Genomic DNA, 19,135 nt, shown 5'->3' on the forward strand with positions numbered 1-19,135 from the left:
CTGCGGACACGAGGACCGCACCCCCTGACAACGCGAAAGACGCCGGACGGTAACGGATCTCCTCATAGGTGATATCTCCGACGCCGCCGTCCGGCGTACGCCCCGCGCGTCAGCGTCCGATCATCGGCAGCCCCGACAGCCGCTCGTGCCAGTCCCGCGCCGCCGGGAACCGGGCCTTCACGGTCTCCACCGCCCGCTCCCGCACCGCCACCTGAGACTCGCGCAGCCGCAGCAGCGGCTCCAGACCCGGCCGGGCCAGCAGCAGCCGCTGATTGATCACCGGCACCGGCCCCCAGTGGTTCTTGTAGCTCTCCGCGCCGCGCAGCAGGCTCAGCACCGTACGCCCGCCGTCCGAGGCCTGTTGGGCGACCTCGCGCAGCAGCATCGTCGACACATCGACCTTCCTCTCGCGCAGCGCCGGATCCGCACCGTACAGATAGCCGCCCGTCAACTGCGCGGACTGCAAGGACAGGTTGGACGCCACCACCTCGCCGTTCAGCCGGAACTCGGTCATCGCCGCCGTACCGTCCCCCACCATCCGCCCCACCGACCGGATCAGATGGTCCGAGAACCGCGCCCGCAGATGCTCGGGGTTGACCGTCCGGCCCTCCCACTGCCGCTCGTGCAGCCGCAGCAGCGTGCCGATCGCGCCGGGCACCCCGTCCTGCGGAATCCGGTGCGCCTCGATGCCCAGGGCGTCGACCTTGCGCAGCTTGGACCGCAGCCGCTGGCCCCGTGAGCCCGTCAGCCGCGCCACGCGGTCGTCCAGCGGCTCGGCCGGCAGTTCCATGCACGTCGAGTCCGTGAGCCGGCTCCGGGCCCCCGGCCACCGCCCGAACAGCAACTGCGCCGACGCGTCAGGACGGACCTCCCGCAGGTCCACCACGGTGTGCCGGGCCGCCCGGTCCAGACCGCGCCCCAGCGCCCCCACCGCGTACCCGGCCTCCTCCTGGTCCAGGAGGATGTCGAAGAAGTCGGAGACGGCCCCGCCCATCGGGACGAGCAGCGGCATCGGACGGTGCACCAGCATCAGCGGGGCCGCCCCGATCAGCCGCCCCGCCCGGCGGACCAGCAGCACCCGCAGCCGGCCCTCCTGGCCGTAGGAGATCCACCACGAGTGCAGCCAGGCGTGGCTCTGGAACGGGGTGGGGGTGGCGCAGCGGCGGTGCAGCGCGTCCCACTCGTCGGCGAGCGCCCCGAACTCCCGGAAGTCCCGGCACAGCGTCACGGACAGGCCGCCCGCCCGGTGCGCCGTCATCGGACGAGCTCCCGCTCGTCCTGGGCGACGCCGGTGTCCCCGGCCGCCGGACCGGGCACCTGGGCCGAGACGCTCCAGCCCTCCCTGCGCGGCCGCACCAGCAGGACGAGACCGCCCAGCAGACCGCCCGCCGCCGCCCCCACGGCGGCGCCCAGCGGCACCGACGGCGAGACCGGCTGGTCCGGTGTCATCGCGTGGGTGAACTTGATCAGCTTGACCCCGGTGTCCTCGGAGACATGGCCGCTGCTCACGATGACGGCCTCGATGACCGCGTTGGCGATGTCGGCCGCCTTGTGACGGTCCGAGGAGGTGCCTGTCACGGAGATCATCGGCGAGTCGGGGGAGGTCTCCGACGTCACGTGGGACCGCAGTTCGCGCACCGGCTCGCCCGCCGCGCCCTGCGCGTAGGAGAGGGTCGCGTCGCTCGTCGTCAGCCGCCCGTAGGACTGGGCGTACCCCAGCGCCGCCGTGGGGTCCGTCTCTCCCTCCGCGACCGCCATCGCATAGCTGGTGGCCTCGTACTGCGGGGTGGCGAACGCCCCGTACGAGAGCCCGGACGCGGTGCCGATCAGCACGCTGACGGGCAGGGGCCACCAGTGCGGCAGCCGGGTGAGGGCGGTGCGCAGCCGACGGACGACGACGTGTCGCTGCTGCTCGGGTGAGTCGGTCATGAGAGGGCTCTCCGGTTCGGTGGGGCGGTGTCGAGTGCGTACGCGTACACGTCCATCAGGCGCTCGCTGCTGCGCCGGATGTCGTAGTGGCCGACGGCCCGGGGCGGCGGCCGGCGGTCCGGTCCTGCCTGTATCCGCTGCCGCAGCCGGGCCGTCAGCTCCTCGGGACTCCCGGCGATCCGGGTCGCCTCCGGGGCGTGGGCGGCGGGCAGGTCGTCGATGGCGGGGCAGGCGTCGTGGAGCACGGGGAGCCCGGCGGCGAGCGCCTCCACGGCGGCCAGCCCGAAGGACTCCTCGCGGGACGTGGAGACGAAGACGTCCAGGGCGCTCAGCAGCGCCGGAACACCCGGGACCGGTCCCTCCCCGTCCTCGTCGCACTCGCCGAGGAACCGGATCCGGTCCACCGCCCCGAGGCGCAGCGCCAGCGCCCGCAGCGCCCCGGCCTCGGGCCCGTCGCCGGCCAGGAGCAACCGGGCCTCCGGCAGGGCGGCGACCGCGCGGATCAGCACGTCGAACCGCTTGCCCGGCACCAGCCGGCCGACCCCGCCGACCACGAACGCGTCCTCGGGGATCTCCAGCGCGCCCCGGACCTCCGCCCGCCGCCGTGCGTCGAAGCGGAACCGGTCCGCGTCGATGCCGTTGGGCACCAGCCTGATCCGGTCGGCGGGCACCCCCCAGTCCCGCAGCCGCCCGGCCACGGTGGAGGAGACGGCGACGGTCGCCGCGCCGAGGCGTTCGGTGGAGAGGTAGAGGGCGCGGATGGAGCGGGTGAGGGGGCGGCCCTCGATCTCGGCCCGCCCCAGGGAGTGTTCGGTCGCCACGGTGGCCCGCGTCCCCGCGAGGCGCGCCGCGATCCTGCCGTACACACAGGCCCGGTAGAGATGCGTGTGGACCAGGTCGTAGCGGCCGTCCCGGATCAGCCGGGCGAGGCGTCCGACGGCCGACAGGTCCCGGTTGCCGCGCATCCCGAGGTGCGTCACCCGGACCCCGTCGGACCGCAGCTCCTCGGCCACCGCCCCCGGGTTGGTCAGTGTCACCACATCGCACTCCACCGGCAGATGGCGCAACAGCAGCCGCAACTGCCGCTCGGCGCCGCCGACCCCGAGCCCGGTGATGACGTGCAGCGCCCTCACCGGGGGCCGCCCGCCCGCACCGGCGCCGCGGTCCGCGAGCCCGCACCGGGATGCGCCACCTGCCGCAGCCCGTGCCGCAGGTCCTTCGCCCACAGCCGGACCCCCCGGTCGGCCTGGCTGATGTGCGTACGGGGCAGGGCGAACCGGCTGAGCAGCGGACCGGGGGTCAGCGCACACGCGTGGCCGTAACCCGCCGAGCGCGCCGCCTGTGTCACCCGGCGGTCGAGGATGCCGTACGGATAGCAGAAGCCCTCCGGGAGCGAGCCCGTGAGGTCGCCGATCAGCTCCCGGCTGTCGCGGGTCTCCCGGCGCAGCTCCTCGTCCGACAGGCCGGTCAGGTCCCGGTGGTACAGGCCGTGCGAGCCGACCTCCATGCCCGCGGCGGCGACCCGCCGGACGCCCTCGTGGGTGAGCAGTGGCTTGCGCGGGCCCAGCGGATCCCACTCGTTGACTCCTCCGGGCCGGCCCGGCAGGACGTACACCGTCGCCCGGAAGCCGTGCTTGCGCAGCACCGGCAGCGCTTCGTCGAGGAAGTCCGCGTAGCCGTCGTCGAAGGTCAGCCCGACCAGCCCGCGCCGCTCCGACGCCCCCGTGCGCAGCAGCTCCGACACGCCCACCCCCGTCAGCCGCCGGCTGCGCAGCCAGGACAGCTGCTCGTCGAGCCGCTCGGGGGAGACGGTGATGCTGTACGGATCGTCGCTGGGGTCCGTCACCGAGTGGTACGTGAGGATCCACGGCTGACGGCGGGTGTGCGGGCGGAGCCGGGACGAGCGAGCGTCGGCGCGATGTGCCGAGGATTCAGCGGCCATCAAGGAACCTCCGTCGGGTGAGTGCCAGCAGGGAGACGACCTCGGGCGAGCGCAGGGCGAGGCCGGTGAGGAAGAACACGGCGGGGACGAGGAGACACCCGGCGGCCAGGCTCAGCACCGGATCGGGGACGAGCGGGGCGCACGCCCAGCCCGCGGCGCCCGCAGCCAGCGACGCCCCGGCGAGCCGGCTCAGCGAGAGCGCCACGTCCCGGGCCCTGATCGGCACCACCCGGGTGCCGAGGCCCATCAGGAGCAGCAGGGCCGTGGCGCTGATCCCGATCGCGTTGGCGGTCGCGATGCCGTCCACGCCGAAGCGGTACGTCAGCGCGTACCCGGCCCCCATCGTGACCAGCAGCCCGGTCCCCATCGCGAACGCCGGGAACCAGGTGGGCCGCCCGGACGAGAAGAACGGCCGGCTCAGCGCGCCGACCAGGCAGTGCCCCAGCAGCCCCAGTGCGTAGACCCGCATGACCTGCGCGGTGGACGCGGTGTCGGCGGAGTCGAACGCGCCGCGCTGGAAGAGCACTTCGACGATCTGGGGCGCGTACCCGAGGACGACGGCCGTGCCGAGCAGCACCACCATCCCGGCGAGACCGAGGTCCCGTTCGACCCGCCGCCGGGCCTTCTCGTGCTCCCCGGCGGCCATGGCCTGCGCGACGACCGGGAAGGTCACCGTGCAGATCATCAGCGACAGCACCATCGGCATCTGCGCGACCTTCTGCGCGTAGTTCAGATGCGAGATCGCCCCGGCGGGCAGGGTGGAGGCCAGGAACCGCTCCACCAGCACCTGGGACTGACGGCTCACCACGAACACGACCACCGGGGCCAGCACCGCGAACCCCAGCAGCGGAGCACTCCGCGCCGCCCGCCGCCCCAGCCGCCCGAACCGGGGCAGCCGAGGCCGGGCGAGCGGCACCAGCCGCAGGAACACGGGCAGTTGGGTCAGGATCATCAGCGCACTGCCCACCGCGACCCCCGCCGCGGCCGCCCGCACCCCCCACGCCGCGTGCAGGGCCAGCGTCATCCCGATGATGCCGAGGTTGTACGCGACATAGACCCCGGCGGGAGGCAGGAAGCTGCCGTGCGCGCGCAGCGCGGCGCTGAAGTAGCCGGTGATCCCGAAGGTGAGGACGGTGACCGCGGTCAGCCGGGTGCAGTCCACCGCGAGACGGGGGTCGGCGAGCCCCGGGGCGAGCACGCCCACCACCCACGGCGCGCCCGCGATGAGCAGGGCCGCGCCGCCGGAGAGCAGCAGGAACAGCCGGGGGAGCGTGGCCGCCACCAGTTCCCGTACGGGGTCGGCGCCTCCCTCGGTCTCACCGGAGGCGCGACGGGTGAGGGCGAGGCTGAACGCCGGGACCAGGAGGAGCGCCATCCCGTCCTCGATCAGCAGCGTCGCCGCCATCTCGGGCACGGTCCAGGCGATCAGGAACGCGTCGCTGGCGTCGCTCGCCCCGAAGTAGCGGGCGATGGCCTGGTCCCGCACCAGGCCGAGGACGGCAGCCAGCACGGTCAGCACCGCCGTGCCCGCCGCCGCCCGGGCGAGGAAGGCGCCGAGCCGGGGCGCCTCGCCGCTCGCCGTCTCGGGTGAGCCGCAGGGGGACCGGGGCCCTTCCGGTCCTGACCCCGGCGCCGGGAGCAGCGTAGGGCCCGCCGCCGCGTTCGCCGGACGCGCCTCGGCCTCCGTGCCCGTACCCGTCTCGCTCATGCGGCGCCCACCCGGTCCGGCTCGGCCAGCGCCCACCAGGCGGCCAGCCCCAGCACGACACCGCTGAGCACCGTGGTGGGCCCGCCGATGTCCGCGTACAGGAAGTTGACGCTCTGCCAGGTGATCAGGGCAACCGCCACCAGACCGCAGTCCAGCGCGGCGCCCCCGCGCGAGCGGGCGAGCCACAGCCGGCGGATCGCGCCGACCAGGATCGCCGCCCAGCTCCCGACCAGCGCGGTCAGCCCGATGAGGCCCTGCTCGCCGAGGACGAGGAGATACATGTTGTGCGGGGAGAGGAGGGCCTGCCGGCGGAACTGCTGGCCCGCCCCGGCGGTGTCGCTGCCCGACGAGAGCCCGATCGAGGCGTGCCCGTCGCGGTGGTCGGGGAAGCCCTTGAGGCCGACCCCGGCGGCCGGCTGCTCGCGCCACATCGCACCCGCCGCGCTCCACATCGCGTACCGGTCGCTGACCGACCGGTCCGGGGTGCTGGTCACCCGGGTCACGCTGGCGGCCCGGTCCGCGATCATCTCGGAGCCGATGCCGAACCCGCCGACCAGCACCACGCCCGCCGCGCCCAGCACGGCCAGCGAGGTCAGCGCCGGCCGCCGCCCGCTCAGCGCCAGGGCGACGAGCACCGCGGCGGCCGTGGCGATCCACACGCCCCGGCTGAACGACAGCGTCAGCGGCACGATCAGGACGACGGCGAGGACGGCGGCGCACGGCCGCAGCCAGGCCGGGGCGCTCCTGGGCGTGCGCAGGGCGCAGGCCGCAGCGGCGAGCAGCCCGTAGGCGACGACGGTCGCCATCCCCATGACGTCGCTGGGCCCGAAGGTGCCGACCGCCCGGACGTCCTCGCCCATGTACGAGGCCCCGGTCCCGGTGACGTACTGATGGACGCCCGTGACGCCCTGGACGACCGCCAGGAGGACCAGCGAACCGGCGACGATCCGGAATCCGTACGCGTCCCTGAGCAGCAGGAACACCGCGGCCGGGACCAGGACGAAGACCTGGAGGTAGCGCACGAGCCCCGGCAGGGCGGCCGCCGGGTCCGCCGCGGTGACCGTGGCCACCGCGAAGCCCACCGCGGGCAGGCCCAGGACCAGCGCGGCGGTGGCGCTCAGCGGCCGCTGCCGCAGATACAGCAGCCGCCCCACGCACACCAGCACCGCGATCCCCGAGGCCACGTCGGCCGGGCCGCCTCCGCCGGACGTCCCGTACGGGAGGGCGGGCAGCAGGACGGTCGCGACCAGCGGCAGCAGCGGCCAACGGCCACGCCAGGCGGCCCAGGGGGAGCGGGCGACGGCGCGCGGCTCGGCCGTCGGAGACGGCACGGGCGGGGTCAGGACAGCGGTCATGATCAGCTGCCTCCGAGCCGGAACAGGGAGCCCGCAGTCCGCGCCAGCACGCACGCGTCCTGCCACAGCGACCAGGTCTCGATGTAGTGGTTGTCGAAGCGGGCCCGCTCCTCGATCGAGGTGTCGCCGCGCAACCCGTTCACCTGGGCCAGACCCGTGATGCCCACGGGCATCCGGTGGCGGGCCTGGTAGCCGGGATGGGCACGGCTGAACTGCGCCACGAAGAAGGGGCGTTCGGGGCGCGGGCCGACCATGCTCATATCGCCGCGCAGGACGTTCCACAGCTGTGGCAGCTCGTCGAGGGACGTCCGGCGCAGCAGGCGGCCGACCCGGCTCAGCCGCCCGTCGGACGCGACGTTCCAGCGGGTGGCCGACTCCTGGACGTCGGCGGGCCGCAGCGTACGGAACTTCAGCAGGACGAAGGGGCGTCCGTGCCGTCCGACGCGCTCCTGCCGGAAGATCACGCCCGGCCCGTCGGAGAGCCGCACGGCCAGGGCGCAGACCGCCATCACCGGGGCCGCCAGCACCAGCCCGACCGCGGCCAGGGCGGCGTCCATCGCCCGCTTCACCCCGTGCCCGAGGGGACGGTCGGTCCCGTCGCGCAACGGCTGGGCGATGAACCCCCACAGATGGTCGGGCCTGCCGCCCGCCGGGGTCCCCGCGACGGCGCCGGGCCCGGTGATCAGCCACACCCGGCAGCCGTGCCCGGTGAGCAGGGTGAAGAGAGCGGCGCCGTCCGGGGTGGCCTCGGGCGGTGCCGTGAACACCGCGTGCCGCACACTGTTCTGCACCACGGCCCGCCCCACCTCCTGGGGCGAGGCCAGGACCGGCAGCGGCACGGCGTCGGAACCCGTCACCTGCTGCTCGTCACCGTCAGCCGGAGCGGCGACCAGGCCGACCGGCCGCAGTCCGTACGCCGGGTGGTCGTACAGCGCGGCCGTCACCTGACGGGCCGTCGGTCCCTGGCCCACGACCAGCGTCGACTGCGGGCGGCGCACGGCTGCCCGCCGCCGCGCCCGGTGGACCGCCGCGCGCCCGGCACAGGTCAGCGCGGTCTGCGTACCGGCCCCGTAGGCCAGCACCGCCCAGCCGAACCCCTGCTGCGGGGCCCAGGCGTCCAGCACCTCCATCGTCACGTACCACTGGAGGAGGGTGAGACCGAGGAGCGCGGGCAGGTCGGAGAGGACCGAGGGGGACAACCGCATCCGGTACAGGCCGCGCCAGGCGAACAGCAGCACCTGCGCCACCGCCTGGACGGCCATCAGCAGCCAGGGCCACGCGACCGGGACCACCAGGGCGAACGTCACGGCCGGGGCCAGGGCGTCCACGCACAGGAGCGGGACGGGACGGCCGTACCGGACGGCCCGGCGCTCACCCGGCCGCGCCTGCGCACCGCCGCCGCTTCTTCGCGGCGGATGAACCGTGTGAGCCTGCACGGCTGTTGCCTGGCCGGCTCCGGGAACCGGTGCACTCTCCATCGTCATCGCTCGGTGCGCTTCCTCGTCGTGGGGCCGGACATGGAGACAAGTTCCTGGTAGAGACCGGCAACCGCCCCCGCGGTCCGTCGGACGTCGAAGGCCGCCCGGGTGTGGCGCAGGGCCCGGCGGGACACCGCCTCGCGCAGGTCCGGGTCGGTGAGCAGGGTGGTCAGGGCGGCGGCCAGGGCCGCCGGATCCTCCGGTGGTACGAGACAGTGGTCCTCGTGGCCGGGCGGCAGGCTCTCGCGTGCGCCGTTCACATCGGTGAGGACGACGGCGCGTCCGCAGGCCATCGCCTCCAGCGGGGCCAGGGCCATGCCTTCCCAGCGGGAGGGCAGGACGAGGACGTCCGCCGCGTGGATCCACGGCCGCACGTCCTCGCAGGCCCCGGTGAACAGCACGCCCGGCGGGGCCGACGCCTCAAGATCCTCCCGGTCGGGCCCGTCGCCCACCAGGACCAGCCGGGCCCCCGGCACCGCCATCCGGCGCCAGGCCCGGAGCAGGACGTCCTGGCCCTTCTGCCGGGTGAGGCGGCCGACGCAGACGACCAGCGGGGTGTCCACGGCGACTCCCTCCAGTAAGGGCAGGGAAGCGCGGGCCTCCGCCCGGACCGTGTGGCCGCCGGGGCGGAACCGGTCGAGGTCGATGCCGTTGTGGATGACCGACCAGCGGGCGGCGATGCCCGCCTCCTCCCCGGTACGGCGCTCCGACTCGCTGACGCACAGGATGTGATCGGCCCAGCGCGCGCCGAACCGCTCCCAGCCGAGCGCGAGTTCCGCGGTGCGTCCGCCGACGGCCTCGAACGACCAGGCGTGCGGCTGGAACACCGTGGGGACCCGGCCGCGTACCGCGATCCGGCCGGCGAGGCCCGCCTTGGCGCTGTGGGCGTGCACCACGTGCGGGCGGCTCGCGCGGACGATCCGGCGCGCGGCCGCGACCTCACCGGCCAGCCGGGGCCCGGGGGAACGGGTCGCGGCCCAGCCGTGGACCTCGGCACCCGCTGCCGCCGCCCCGAGAGCCAGCGGGCTCCCGGGGGGACAGGCCACCACGGGACGCAGTCCGGCGCCGGCCTGGGCCCTGACGAGATCGGTGACGACCCGGGCCACTCCGCCGTCCACGGGCTGAACCACATGAAGGACCGTCAATTGTCTTTGTGGAGTACGACGCATGTGCAGCACGCACGGCTCTCTTCGCTCAATACGGTGAGTAAAGCCGAGGTGCACTTTGGCAGATATGTGGCGAAATGGTGCGCGTGACTCGCTCATACGACCACATGGGGATTGCGCTTCCGAGTAGGCCGTCCGGGTGGTCGCGCGGCAGACAGGCGCAGGCCGGGGTGGACTTCGCGGGCCGGTGGCGAAAGGGCTGTCGGGGGTCCCGCGCGGGGAATGGGCCGGATGTTCCGTGCGGCGTCAGCCGGTTATACCGTCATCCTTTTCCGGGAAAGCCCACACCGCCGAACGCCGCACCGGATGGCGGCACCATCCATCGGTGCCGTCGCCGAAATGCCTGGAGCGCCCCGGACGGTGTCCGGGGGCGCTCCAGGCAATGGGTCGGCCGGTGCGGTCACTGAGGCACGGGCCTCAGCCGGTGCGGTCCACGAGATACGGGATCAGCGTGAGCAGATCCCCTCGGGCCTCCTCGGCGAGCGGCACCCGGTCCAGACAGGCGTGGGCCGCGGCCAGGTGCTCGTGCGCCTCGGCGATCGTGGCCTCTCGCCCGCCCGCCTCGTCGATCAGCTCCGCGGCACGCCGCGCCGCCGCGTCGTCGAGCGGCCCGGCGGAGGTGAGCAGCGCGTCGAGACGCCTGGCCGCCGGGTGGTCGGCGGACAGCGCCGCGAGCACCGGGTACGTCTTCTTGAGCCGCCGCAGATCGCTGTGCACGGGCTTCCCCGTCACCTGCGGATCGCCCCAGATCCCGAGCAGGTCGTCCACCGCCTGGAACGCCACCCCCACATGCCGCCCCGCCAGGTCCAGCGCCTCGGCGGTGGACGCCGGAGCACCCGCCAGCACCGCCCCCAGGGCGGCCGCGCAGCCGAGCAGGGATCCCGTCTTGTGGGTGGCCATCGCCCGGTACTCGTGCGGCAGGACCGCCCCGGGCCCGGACCACGGCCGGGACTCGAAGAGCAGGTCCTGCGCCTGACCGTGCACCAGATCGCCCAGTGCTCCCGCCAGTTGCCGCACCGCCGCGGGACCGCCCGGCCCCGGGGCCTCCGCCAGGGTGGACACGGCCAGCGCGAACAGGGCGTCCCCCGCGAGGACCGCCGGGCCGGTGCCGTACGCCTTCCACAGCGTCGGCCGGCGGCGACGGGTCTCGTCGCCGTCCATGATGTCGTCGTGGATCAGCGAGAAGGTGTGGATCAGCTCGACGGCGACCGCGCCGAGCACCGCGTCCTCCCCGCTGCCGCCCGCGGCCTCCGCGCCGAGCACCGCGAGCGCCTGGCGGACCCCCTTGCCCTGCGAACCGGGCAGCGGCTCGCCGCCGGTTCCGCGCCAGCCGAGCGAGAAGGCCGCCGTCTCCGCGTGCCAGGGGTGCAGCCGGCCCACCGACTCCACCAGGGCCGGGCGCACCAGCTCGCGGCACCGGTCCAGTATCTGCGGCGCGCTCGCCCGGCGGGTCGTGGAGAGCGTCATCGGCGGCCGTCCCCGGCACCGGCCGACGCGGGTGCCACGCCGAGTTCGGCGTATGCCTTCTCGACCATCTCCCGGGCGTTCAGCAGCCCGATCCGGTCGAGCCTGCCGCGCAGTTCGTCCAGGTCGGCGGCGGTGGCGTCGCGGTCCCGGCCGAGCCTGGCCCGGGCCTTGACCAGGCCGAGCGAGGCCAGCGCCTCGCCCCGGGGCTCGTCCATCGCGCGGAACTCGCCGAGCGCCTGCTCGTACACCGCGCGCGCCTCCTCGTACCGTCCGGCGCGGAACAGCACGTTGGCCCGCATCTTGTGGTTGTACGCCAGGGCGCTGGAGAGGTTCATCTCGCGGCAGGTGACCTCGGCCTCGGTGAGCAGATCGAGCGCGCGGGCGGTCGCCCCGTCCCGGAGGGAAACGATGTCGGCTATGCCGCGCAGCGCCCAGGCCCGGCCCCGTCGGTCGTCCGCGTCGCCCGCCAGGACCGCCGCCTCCTCGAACATCTCCAGGGCCGTGTCCAGCGAGCCGGTGTTGCGGTGGATCTGCGCGATGCCTTCCAGCGCCCAGACGGTGTGCCGGGCCTCGCCCCGGGCGCGGGCCTCGGCCAGCAGCTGTTCGTGCAGTGTCGCGACGGTCGCGTAGTCGCCCTGGATCCGCCCGGTCTCGGCGAGGCCGGCCAGCGAGTAGCCGCGGGCGACCACGTCGCCGCCCCGTTTCCCCGCCTCGGCGGCGAGGCCGAGCAGCCGGAACGCGAGGCGCAGCGCGCCGCGTTGACGCGCCAGCGTGCCGCCGCTCCACAGCGCCCAGGCCATCGCCCCGGTGTTCCCGGCCGACCGTGCCGCCCGGTAGCTCGCCTTCCAGGCCCGGTCGGCCTCCGCCACCTGCCCGAGCCTGCGGTGCGCCTCGGCCACGGCGAGGCCGGAGCGTGCCACCTCCTCCTGCGATCCGGAGAGCTCGGCCTGCCTCAAGTGGCGTACTCCCTCGGCCAGTACGTCGGTGAGGGAGGCGTTCACCGACATCTTGGTGAGAGCTCCCTGGTACTCGGGCGCCAGTGCCTTGGTCTGCATGGGTGCCTTCCGCGCGGTGCCGGGCCCGGAGCCGGACTACTATACCCTCTATGTATACCTGGGGGGTATAGTCGGCCGGTCGTGCAGGCCCGGATCATGTGGGGGTGGGGCGCCGCACGTCATGCGCGGCGAACCGTCCTGTCGTCGATCAAGACGGCAGGTGGATGCGGAGGGTTGCTCGGGCGGCCCAGGTCGTTCCGGGCCGCCCCGCCTATGTCCCGTTACGCCCCGCCCTGCACCTTCTCCGTACGTCGCAGCCGGTGACGTACCGCGCGCCGGGCCACCGGCCCCAGCTCGTCCAGCACCCCGGCCAGCGCGGCGAGCTGCTCCAGTGCCTCGAAGGCCCGCTCCGCGCCCTCCGGATCGACGCCCTCGTACATCTCAAGCCCCACGAACGCCCCCGTCACGGCGCGCGCCAGGCCCGCCGGATCGGTGAACTCGCCCAGCGGCGAGTCCGCCACGATCCGGACGAGGACCTTCTCGATCTCGGCGGTCCACAGGTCGAGCCCGGCCGTGGTCGCGGGCGCCAGCCGGGGCTGGGTCTGGGCGCCCGCGAGCACCTGCGCGAGGAAGGCGACATGGCCGCCGGCCCGCTCCTCCTCGTGCAGCTCACGCCCGCAGCGCAGGAGTTCGGCGAGGGTGGTGACGCCGGCGAGCCGGTCGCGGTGGCGGGCCACCCGCTGCTCGGCGCCGTACCGGCAGGCCGCCGCCAACAGCTCGTCGACCGAACCGAAGTGGTAGAAGACGAGCGCCTGGTTGACCCCGGCCGAGGCCGCCACGGAACGGGCCGAGGTCTTGGCGATGCCGTGCTCGGCGAGCGTGCGCAGCGCGCCTTCCATGAGCTTCGTCCGGGTGTCCGCCCCGGTCGCGCCTCCCGTCACGCCCGCGCCTCCTCACGGACCGGGCGCAGACCCGCCCGTACGCCGTGGCGCAGCGCGTCGACATATCGGGCGCGGAACGTCCCCTCGTACCCGAACAGCGGGCCGAAGCGGCGGTTCGTCACCGCGACCCGGATACGGAAGCGGCCCGTGGCGTCGTCGAAGGACTCGCGGACCTCGGCCTCGCCGCCGATCAGATCCGGGACCCGCAGGTCGAACGGTCCCTCGCGGAAACGGTGCTCCCCCGAGCGGATCAGCAGCGAGCCGTCGGGCTCCGCGCTCAGCCGCAGGTCGGTGGCCAGGTGCTGGTGCGTCCCGAGGTAGTCCAGTACGCAGGACCGCTCCGGGCTGTGCACCATCGTGGCGTCGAAACGGCGCGGCCCGCCCGGCAGGGCGAAGGTCCGGACGAAGGTCACGGTCTCCCGGCCGAAGGCGTCGGTGTACGGGACGTTCTCGATGGTGAACGGGACATCGCGCCCGGTCCTCGGCACCAGGATGTTGCGGGTGGCGCCGAGCGCGAGGAACGGCTTCACGAACGCCCGGCCGTGCCAGATCCGGTCCATCGATCCGCGCCCCACGCACGCCTCGCCGCTCTCCAGCCCGATCGAGAAGCGGCGCTGCAACTCGGGGTGGAGCCGCGCGAAATCGTCTCCCATCGCACGGGCGAATATCGAGGTCACGGGCGCTCCAGTCGGGCGAGGAGGGGCGGGGCGACGGCCGGTCGGCCGGGTGGTCTGCGCAGGCAGCGCCGGGCGGCGGGCGTGAGCGGCGACGGAGGGACCAGCAGCGCGGCGAGGGTGGCGGGCAGAACGGCCACCGGGCCGAAGGGAAGGGCCGCCGCCACGAGAAGGAGCCGTACCAGCACCTCCGCCAGGGCGTGCGCCAGCGACCGGGCCGGGCTGATGCCGCGCTCGCACCACAGCCGCAGCCGGTCGAAGGACCAGGCGGTCGCCCAGCCCATCAGCGGCCGGAACACCAGCCGGTCCCCGACCGCGCCGAAGCGGCCCCAGCGGGTCCGGTAGTCGTACCCCGTCAGAAAGCGGATGCCGTCGGCGGTGGGGACGTAACGCCAGTAGCCGCTGCCCTCGGCCAGCAGCGACAGCCGCTCCGGCGAGGCGAACCGCAGGGCGGAGACCCGCTCACCGTCCGCCCGCTCCCGCTCGCCCGCACTCGTCCCGGTCCCCGCCACGGTCAGGAAGGGCAGCACCCGGGTCGCGTACCGGAACCGCAGGGCGGAGCCAGCCGGACCGGGCAGCGGGCTGATCTCGGTGAAGCGCAGATCCCACCGCTGGTGCTGGGCGGGATCCTGGGTCCGGTCCCACAGACGCTCCGGATCGGTACGGATCAACGCCTCGATGTACAGCCCCATGCCTGCCCCCGGGTCGTCACGCGTGGTTGAGCGAGTGCTCAAGTCCCTCCGCGTTTCAGGACGCTATCAGAGGGGGTTGAGCAGTCGCTCAACCCCCTCGAACGGTTCGTCCTCAGGCTGCGGCCGGAGACCAGGGCACCTCGGCCAGGAGGGGCAGGATGTGCTCCTCCTCGTAGTCGAGGTGGGCGGTCAGCTCCTCGGTCATCCGGGCCAGTTCGGCGCGGAAGCGGTCCGGTTCCGCGATGGCCACATCGGCCAGCAGGTCCGCGAGCGCCGACTGCACGGCCCCGATGGAGCGGTGCTCCTCCCGCAGCCGGTCGAAGACGTCCCGCAGGTGGGGGTGGTAGCCCTCCATCGTGGGGAACATGTGCCCGTCCTCGGCGGTGTGGTGGAACTCCAGCGCCTGGCAGAACGCCAGGCAACGCTGCCGGATCTGCAGCCCGAGACCGGGAGCGGGCGGTTCGCCGTCGCCTTCGTGCCCGTCCCGCGCGGCGAAGTGCGCCTCGGTCTCCTCGTGCACGTGGCGCAGTTGGCCGCGCAGCCAGGTGTGCACCTCCACAAGCTTGTCGGCGAGCGAGGCGATCGGGGGAGCCGCCGCGTCGGGGTCGGGGAGCTCCAGCACCACGACCGGCAGCACGCGGTCGGTGGCTTCCTGATACTCCGCGTACCCCGGCGCCTCGGCGACGACCTGGGCGAAGAGCCCGTCGCGCCGGGCCCCTTCGGCGGGTACGGCGAGGGACTCGAATTCCTCACCGCCCAGCTCGACCCGCACGGTGGGGTGGGCGAGGAGGTTGCGGTACCAGTCGGGGTGGAGCGGGGCGCCGAGGTTGGAGGCGACGACGAGGAGCCGGTGGCCGTCGCGGACATAGCCGAGCGGTGTGGTGTGCGGCTTCCCGGAGCGGGCGCCGGTGGTGGTGAGCAGGAGGAGGTCGGTGCCCTCGAAGGGGCCGCCGACCTTCCCCGCGTTGGCACGGAATTCGGTGATGACGGACTGCTGAAAGGTCTGGGGCATGGAGGTTCTGGGTCTCCCGGAAGGAATGCGGGCAGGCGAAGGCCCGGTGTGTCGCGGAGTGTCGGCCGCTGGGTGCGCGGAGGCGGCCGGGGCAGAGGTGCCCGGGGCCGGAGATGCTCAGATGCAGGGGGCGATGAATGGACTCATGGCGTCATCCCTGGAAGAAGGTGCTGGCTTGACCGTCGGCCGGCCCAGATCTCTTTGGCTGACGTCACGCTGCACGGACAGCATCAGAACCCGATCCGCTCGTTCCTGTCAACGCGAGGGCGGGCAACGTCAACGCGAGTGCGGGCAACGGAAAGGCGGGCAACGCCACGAAAACGCGTTGCCCGCCTTGCGTATGCCTGCGACGCTCCGGCCATGCCCACGGAACAACAGACTCTCGCGCCGCCGGCCCGGACCCCTCGTACGCACCCGGTGGAGGCCCTCTTCTCGCACGGCCGCCTCGTCGCGATCCCGCGCAAGGAGGCACGCCGGGAGCAGCTGCTCCGGCACCTCGCCGACACGCTGTTCGAGCGGGAGCGCTCGTACACCGAGCGCGAGGTGAACGAGGCGCTCCTCACCGTCCACGAGGACTGCTCCGCCCTGCGTCGCTATCTCGTCGTCGCCGGGCTGCTGGTCCGGCCCCGGGACGGCAGCAGCTACCGCCGCGGCCGCTGACCGGCCAAGACGATCGGCACAACGGCCGACCGCCCGGTGTCAGTTGAGGGTGTCGGGGTCCGGTCCGGTGCGCATGCCCCGGTCCAGGGCGGCGACGGCGTCCAGGTCCGCGGCCGACAGTTCGAAGTCGAAGACGTCGATGTTCTGCCGGATCCGCTCGGGCGTGACCGACTTCGGAATCACGATGTTGCCGAGCTGGAGGTGCCAGCGCAGGACCACCTGGGCCGGGGACTTGCCGTGCCGCTCCGCGATGGAGACCAGGGCCTCCTCCTTGAGCAGGGCGCCCTGGGCCAGCGGGCTCCAGGCCTCGGTGGCGATGCCGTGCTCGGCGTGGAAGGCGCGCAGCTCGCTCTGCTGAAGGCCCGGGTGCAGCTCGATCTGGTTGACGGCGGGGACGAGTGTGCCCGTCTCCAGCACCCGGCTCAGGTGGGCGGGCTGGAAGTTGGAGACCCCGGCCGCGCGGATCCGGCCGTCGGCGGCCAGCTTCTCCAGGGCGCGCCAGCTCTCCGGGTACAGGTCGTGGGCGGGTGTCGGCCAGTGGATCAGGTAGAGGTCGACGTGGTCCAGGCCGAGCTTGGCCAGGCTCGCGTCGAACGCGGCGAGCGTGGCCTCGTAGCCCTGGTCGGCGTTCCACAGCTTGGTCGTGACGAACAGCTCCTCGCGGGGGATCCCGGAGGCGGCCAGCGCCCGGCCCACACCGACCTCGTTGCCGTAGATCGCCGCGGTGTCGATGGACCGGTAGCCGGCCTCCAGCGCGGCGGAGACGGCCGCGGTGGTCTCGTCGTCGGGCACCTGGAAGACGCCGAAGCCGAGCTGGGGGATGGTCACGCCGTTGTTGAGCGTGACGGTGGGAACGGTGGGGGCGGTGGACATCAGGGACCTTCCGTAGCGCGGTGCGCGCCGACATGAACGGCGTGCGACGTTTACTGGCGTCCACAATAGTTGCATGCGCGGGCTATGGGCAAACGCGGGCAAGGTGCGGGCGGGATATCCCGATCGGCGTCCGTCCTCGGGCATGCCCCCTCCGCCGGACCGGTGCGGTCATGTGCTGGACTGGCGCTTTCGCCCGGATCGGCCAGCACCCCGGATTCAGGAGTTCATGTGAGCAGTTACCGGCAGCCCGGCGTCGTCCTCACCGACCGCCGCTTCACCGTGCCCCTCGACCACAGCGACCCCGGCGGCGAGCAGATCGAGGTCTACGGCCGGGAAGCGGTCGCCGCCTCCCGGGCCGGCGAGGAACTGCCCTGGCTGGTCTATCTGGAGGGCGGCCCCGGCTTCGGCGCACGCCGGTTCGTCGGTACGGAGGCCTGGCTCGGCCGGGCCCTGCGCGAGTTCCGGGTGCTGCTCCTCGACCAGCGGGGGACCGGTCTCTCCACCCCTGCCAACCGGCAGACCCTCCCGCTGCGCGGCGGCCCCCGCGAGCAGGCCGACTACCTCGCCCACTTCCGCTCCGACTCCATCGTCCGCGACTGCGAGCTGATCCGGCTCCAGCTCACCGGTGGAGTGCCCTGGACGGTCCTCGGCCAGTCCTTCGGCGGCTTCTGCGCCGTCCGCTATCTCTCCGCCGCCCCGGAAGGGCTCAAGGAGGTCCTGATCACCGGCGGGCTGCCCTCGCTGGACGCGCACGCGGACGACGTCTACCGGGCCGCGTACCCCCGCATCGAGCGCAAGGTCGCCGCCCACTACGCCCGCTACCCGCAGGACGTCGAGCGTGCCCGCGCGATCGCCGCGTACCTCGCCGAGCACCGGCCCGAGAGCGCCGGACACCGGCTCACCCCCGAGGGCTTCCAGTCGCTCGGCATTCTGCTCGGCACCGGCAGTGGCAGCCACCAGCTCCACTACCTGCTGGAGAACGCGTTCGTCCGCACTCCGCACGGCACCGAACTCTCCGACACCTTCCAGGAAGCGATGCGCACCGCCGCCTCCTTCGCAGGGCACCCGCTCTACGCCCTGCTGCACGAGGCCATCTACGGGCAGGGCGAGCGCGCCACGGACTGGGCCGCCGAGCGCGTACGGGGAGAGTTCCCGCAGTTCGACGCGGCGACCGCGCTGAAGGGCGACGGCCCCGTGCTCTTCACCGGCGAGACCATCCACCCCTGGCACTTCGACGTCGACCCGGCGCTGCGCCCGCTGCGCGAGACCGCCGAACTCCTCGCGCAGCGCTCCGACTGGCCGGTGCTGTACGACCCCGAGCGGCTCGCCGCCAACGCGGTCCCGGTCGCGGCGGCCGTCTACCACGACGACATGTACGTCGACACCGCGGACTCGCTGCGCACGGCGGCGGCGATCCGGGGGCTGCGGACCTGGGTGACGAACGAGTACGAGCACGACGGGGTCCGCGCGGGCGGTCCCCGGGTCCTGGACCGGCTGCTGTCCCTGGTGCGCGACGAGGCCTGACCCGCCCTGCCTCCCGGGGCCGGCCGCGGACCGGCCGGCCCCGGAGCCGGCCGCGGCGGACAGGGCCCGCGCCCGGCCGGCCCTGCCGGATCAGCGCTGGAGCTCCTCCAGCGTGGCGTCCAGGTCGCCGGCGGAACGCGGGGCCCGGTTGTGCGGCAGCTTCGAGAGGACCGCCGCCATGCCGCAGGTGTTGCTGAGCGCCGAGTAGACCAGGCCCGTGCCGACGCCCGCGGAGAGCCAGCGTGCCGCCGGGAAGCGGATCCCCGCCACCAGCCCCGCCACCACCAGCGAGCCCGCCGCGAGCCGGACCTGCCGTTCCATGGCCCACGTGGTGCGCGCGCCCTCGGGGCGGTCCAGGCCGCGGCCGTCGACCTCCCAGGCGGAGGTGCCGCCGGTCAGCGTCACGGCCTCGATGTCCGCGCCCGCGAGGATCTCGCAGGCCCGCGTGGACCGGACCCCGGAGGCGCACACCACCAGCAGCGAACCGCGAGCGGAGGCCGACTTCAACGCGGGCAGCGCGTCCGGCAGCTTGTCGAGCGGGATGTTCAGGGCACCGGGGACATGCCCGGCGGCGTACTCGCCCGGAGCCCGTACGTCGATGACGGTGAACTCCTCCAGACGGGCTGCGGCCTGGGCGGGGGAGAGGGAAGCGGGGCTGGGCACGGGGCAGGTCCTTTCGTTCGGCCGGACTCCAGCGTCGCACGCCCGCCGCCGGAGCC

The 19,135-nt window shown here is 73.9% G+C and carries 18 protein-coding genes; 2 read left to right on the top strand and 16 right to left on the bottom strand.

The window, feature by feature from the left end; genetic code table 11:
- Nucleotides 1-109: 109 nt before the first annotated feature.
- From IE134_RS16055 to IE134_RS16120, 14 genes are all read right to left on the bottom strand, one after another.
- Nucleotides 110-1,258, bottom strand: a complete 1,149-nt coding sequence (locus IE134_RS16055; RefSeq protein ID WP_189430842.1) for a GNAT family N-acetyltransferase — start codon at nucleotides 1,256-1,258, stop codon at nucleotides 110-112.
- Nucleotides 1,255-1,929 carry a YveK family protein gene (locus IE134_RS16060; protein WP_189430844.1) on the bottom strand — a complete coding sequence of 225 codons (675 nt, stop codon included), beginning with the start codon at nucleotides 1,927-1,929 and terminating at the stop codon, nucleotides 1,255-1,257. The genes IE134_RS16055 and IE134_RS16060 overlap by 4 nt, the downstream gene beginning before the upstream one ends.
- The gene (locus IE134_RS16065; protein ID WP_189430846.1) at nucleotides 1,926-3,062 is read right to left on the bottom strand and encodes a glycosyltransferase; all 1,137 of its coding nucleotides are present in this window, start codon (nucleotides 3,060-3,062) and stop codon (nucleotides 1,926-1,928) included. Before IE134_RS16065 ends, IE134_RS16060 begins: the two co-directional genes overlap by 4 nt.
- Nucleotides 3,059-3,871 carry a polysaccharide deacetylase family protein gene (locus tag IE134_RS16070; RefSeq protein WP_030717390.1) on the bottom strand — a complete coding sequence of 271 codons (813 nt, stop codon included), beginning with the start codon at nucleotides 3,869-3,871 and terminating at the stop codon, nucleotides 3,059-3,061. Before IE134_RS16070 ends, IE134_RS16065 begins: the two co-directional genes overlap by 4 nt.
- Complete coding sequence (gene murJ, locus IE134_RS16075) at nucleotides 3,861-5,579, bottom strand: murein biosynthesis integral membrane protein MurJ (RefSeq protein ID WP_189430848.1); 1,719 nt, start codon at nucleotides 5,577-5,579, stop codon at nucleotides 3,861-3,863. The genes IE134_RS16070 and murJ overlap by 11 nt, the downstream gene beginning before the upstream one ends.
- Nucleotides 5,576-6,934 carry an O-antigen ligase family protein gene (locus IE134_RS16080; RefSeq protein WP_189430849.1) on the bottom strand — a complete coding sequence of 453 codons (1,359 nt, stop codon included), beginning with the start codon at nucleotides 6,932-6,934 and terminating at the stop codon, nucleotides 5,576-5,578. Before IE134_RS16080 ends, murJ begins: the two co-directional genes overlap by 4 nt.
- A 2-nt stretch (nucleotides 6,935-6,936) precedes the next feature.
- Entirely contained in the window at nucleotides 6,937-8,262 is a 1,326-nt protein-coding gene (locus IE134_RS16085) for a sugar transferase (RefSeq protein ID WP_078614452.1), read from the bottom strand.
- Nucleotides 8,263-8,414: 152 nt separating this feature from the next.
- Entirely contained in the window at nucleotides 8,415-9,590 is a 1,176-nt protein-coding gene (locus IE134_RS16090) for a glycosyltransferase (RefSeq protein ID WP_030717402.1), read from the bottom strand.
- Between the two features lie 405 nt (nucleotides 9,591-9,995).
- Nucleotides 9,996-11,045, bottom strand: coding sequence for a polyprenyl synthetase family protein (locus tag IE134_RS16095; protein WP_189430851.1), 1,050 nt, complete (start codon nucleotides 11,043-11,045; stop codon nucleotides 9,996-9,998).
- Nucleotides 11,042-12,100 (bottom strand): tetratricopeptide repeat protein, encoded by a 1,059-nt coding sequence (locus IE134_RS16100; RefSeq protein WP_030717407.1) that lies wholly within the window; start codon nucleotides 12,098-12,100, stop codon nucleotides 11,042-11,044. The genes IE134_RS16095 and IE134_RS16100 overlap by 4 nt, the downstream gene beginning before the upstream one ends.
- Nucleotides 12,101-12,321: 221 nt before the next feature.
- Nucleotides 12,322-12,981: a TetR/AcrR family transcriptional regulator gene (locus IE134_RS16105; protein ID WP_189430853.1), complete on the bottom strand. Its 660-nt coding sequence runs from the start codon at nucleotides 12,979-12,981 to the stop codon at nucleotides 12,322-12,324.
- Nucleotides 12,978-13,658: a DUF4166 domain-containing protein gene (locus tag IE134_RS16110; RefSeq protein WP_030717413.1), complete on the bottom strand. Its 681-nt coding sequence runs from the start codon at nucleotides 13,656-13,658 to the stop codon at nucleotides 12,978-12,980. Before IE134_RS16110 ends, IE134_RS16105 begins: the two co-directional genes overlap by 4 nt.
- Nucleotides 13,655-14,347, bottom strand: coding sequence for a hypothetical protein (locus tag IE134_RS16115; RefSeq protein ID WP_030717416.1), 693 nt, complete (start codon nucleotides 14,345-14,347; stop codon nucleotides 13,655-13,657). The genes IE134_RS16110 and IE134_RS16115 overlap by 4 nt, the downstream gene beginning before the upstream one ends.
- A gap of 112 nt (nucleotides 14,348-14,459) precedes the next feature.
- Nucleotides 14,460-15,359 carry a nitroreductase/quinone reductase family protein gene (locus IE134_RS16120; RefSeq protein WP_189430854.1) on the bottom strand — a complete coding sequence of 300 codons (900 nt, stop codon included), beginning with the start codon at nucleotides 15,357-15,359 and terminating at the stop codon, nucleotides 14,460-14,462.
- 360 nt (nucleotides 15,360-15,719) lie between these two features.
- On the opposite strand from IE134_RS16120, the gene IE134_RS16125 reads away from it, so the two are divergent.
- Complete coding sequence (locus IE134_RS16125) at nucleotides 15,720-16,019, top strand: DUF2087 domain-containing protein (RefSeq protein WP_030717422.1); 300 nt, start codon at nucleotides 15,720-15,722, stop codon at nucleotides 16,017-16,019.
- A 39-nt stretch (nucleotides 16,020-16,058) separates the two neighbouring features.
- Here the strand turns inward: IE134_RS16125 and IE134_RS16130 are convergent, their stop codons facing one another.
- Entirely contained in the window at nucleotides 16,059-16,892 is an 834-nt protein-coding gene (locus IE134_RS16130) for an aldo/keto reductase (protein ID WP_030717425.1), read from the bottom strand.
- 228 nt (nucleotides 16,893-17,120) lie between these two features.
- On the opposite strand from IE134_RS16130, the gene IE134_RS16135 reads away from it, so the two are divergent.
- Nucleotides 17,121-18,416, top strand: a complete 1,296-nt coding sequence (locus IE134_RS16135) for an alpha/beta fold hydrolase (RefSeq protein WP_189430856.1) — start codon at nucleotides 17,121-17,123, stop codon at nucleotides 18,414-18,416.
- A 90-nt stretch (nucleotides 18,417-18,506) separates the two neighbouring features.
- Here IE134_RS16135 and IE134_RS16140 read toward each other — a convergent pair whose 3' ends face one another.
- Entirely contained in the window at nucleotides 18,507-19,079 is a 573-nt protein-coding gene (locus tag IE134_RS16140) for a rhodanese-like domain-containing protein (RefSeq protein ID WP_189430857.1), read from the bottom strand.
- Nucleotides 19,080-19,135 lie beyond the last annotated feature (56 nt).

It is taken from the genome of Streptomyces rubiginosohelvolus (assembly GCF_014649875.1).
GTDB lineage: Bacteria > Actinomycetota > Actinomycetes > Streptomycetales > Streptomycetaceae > Streptomyces > Streptomyces rubiginosohelvolus.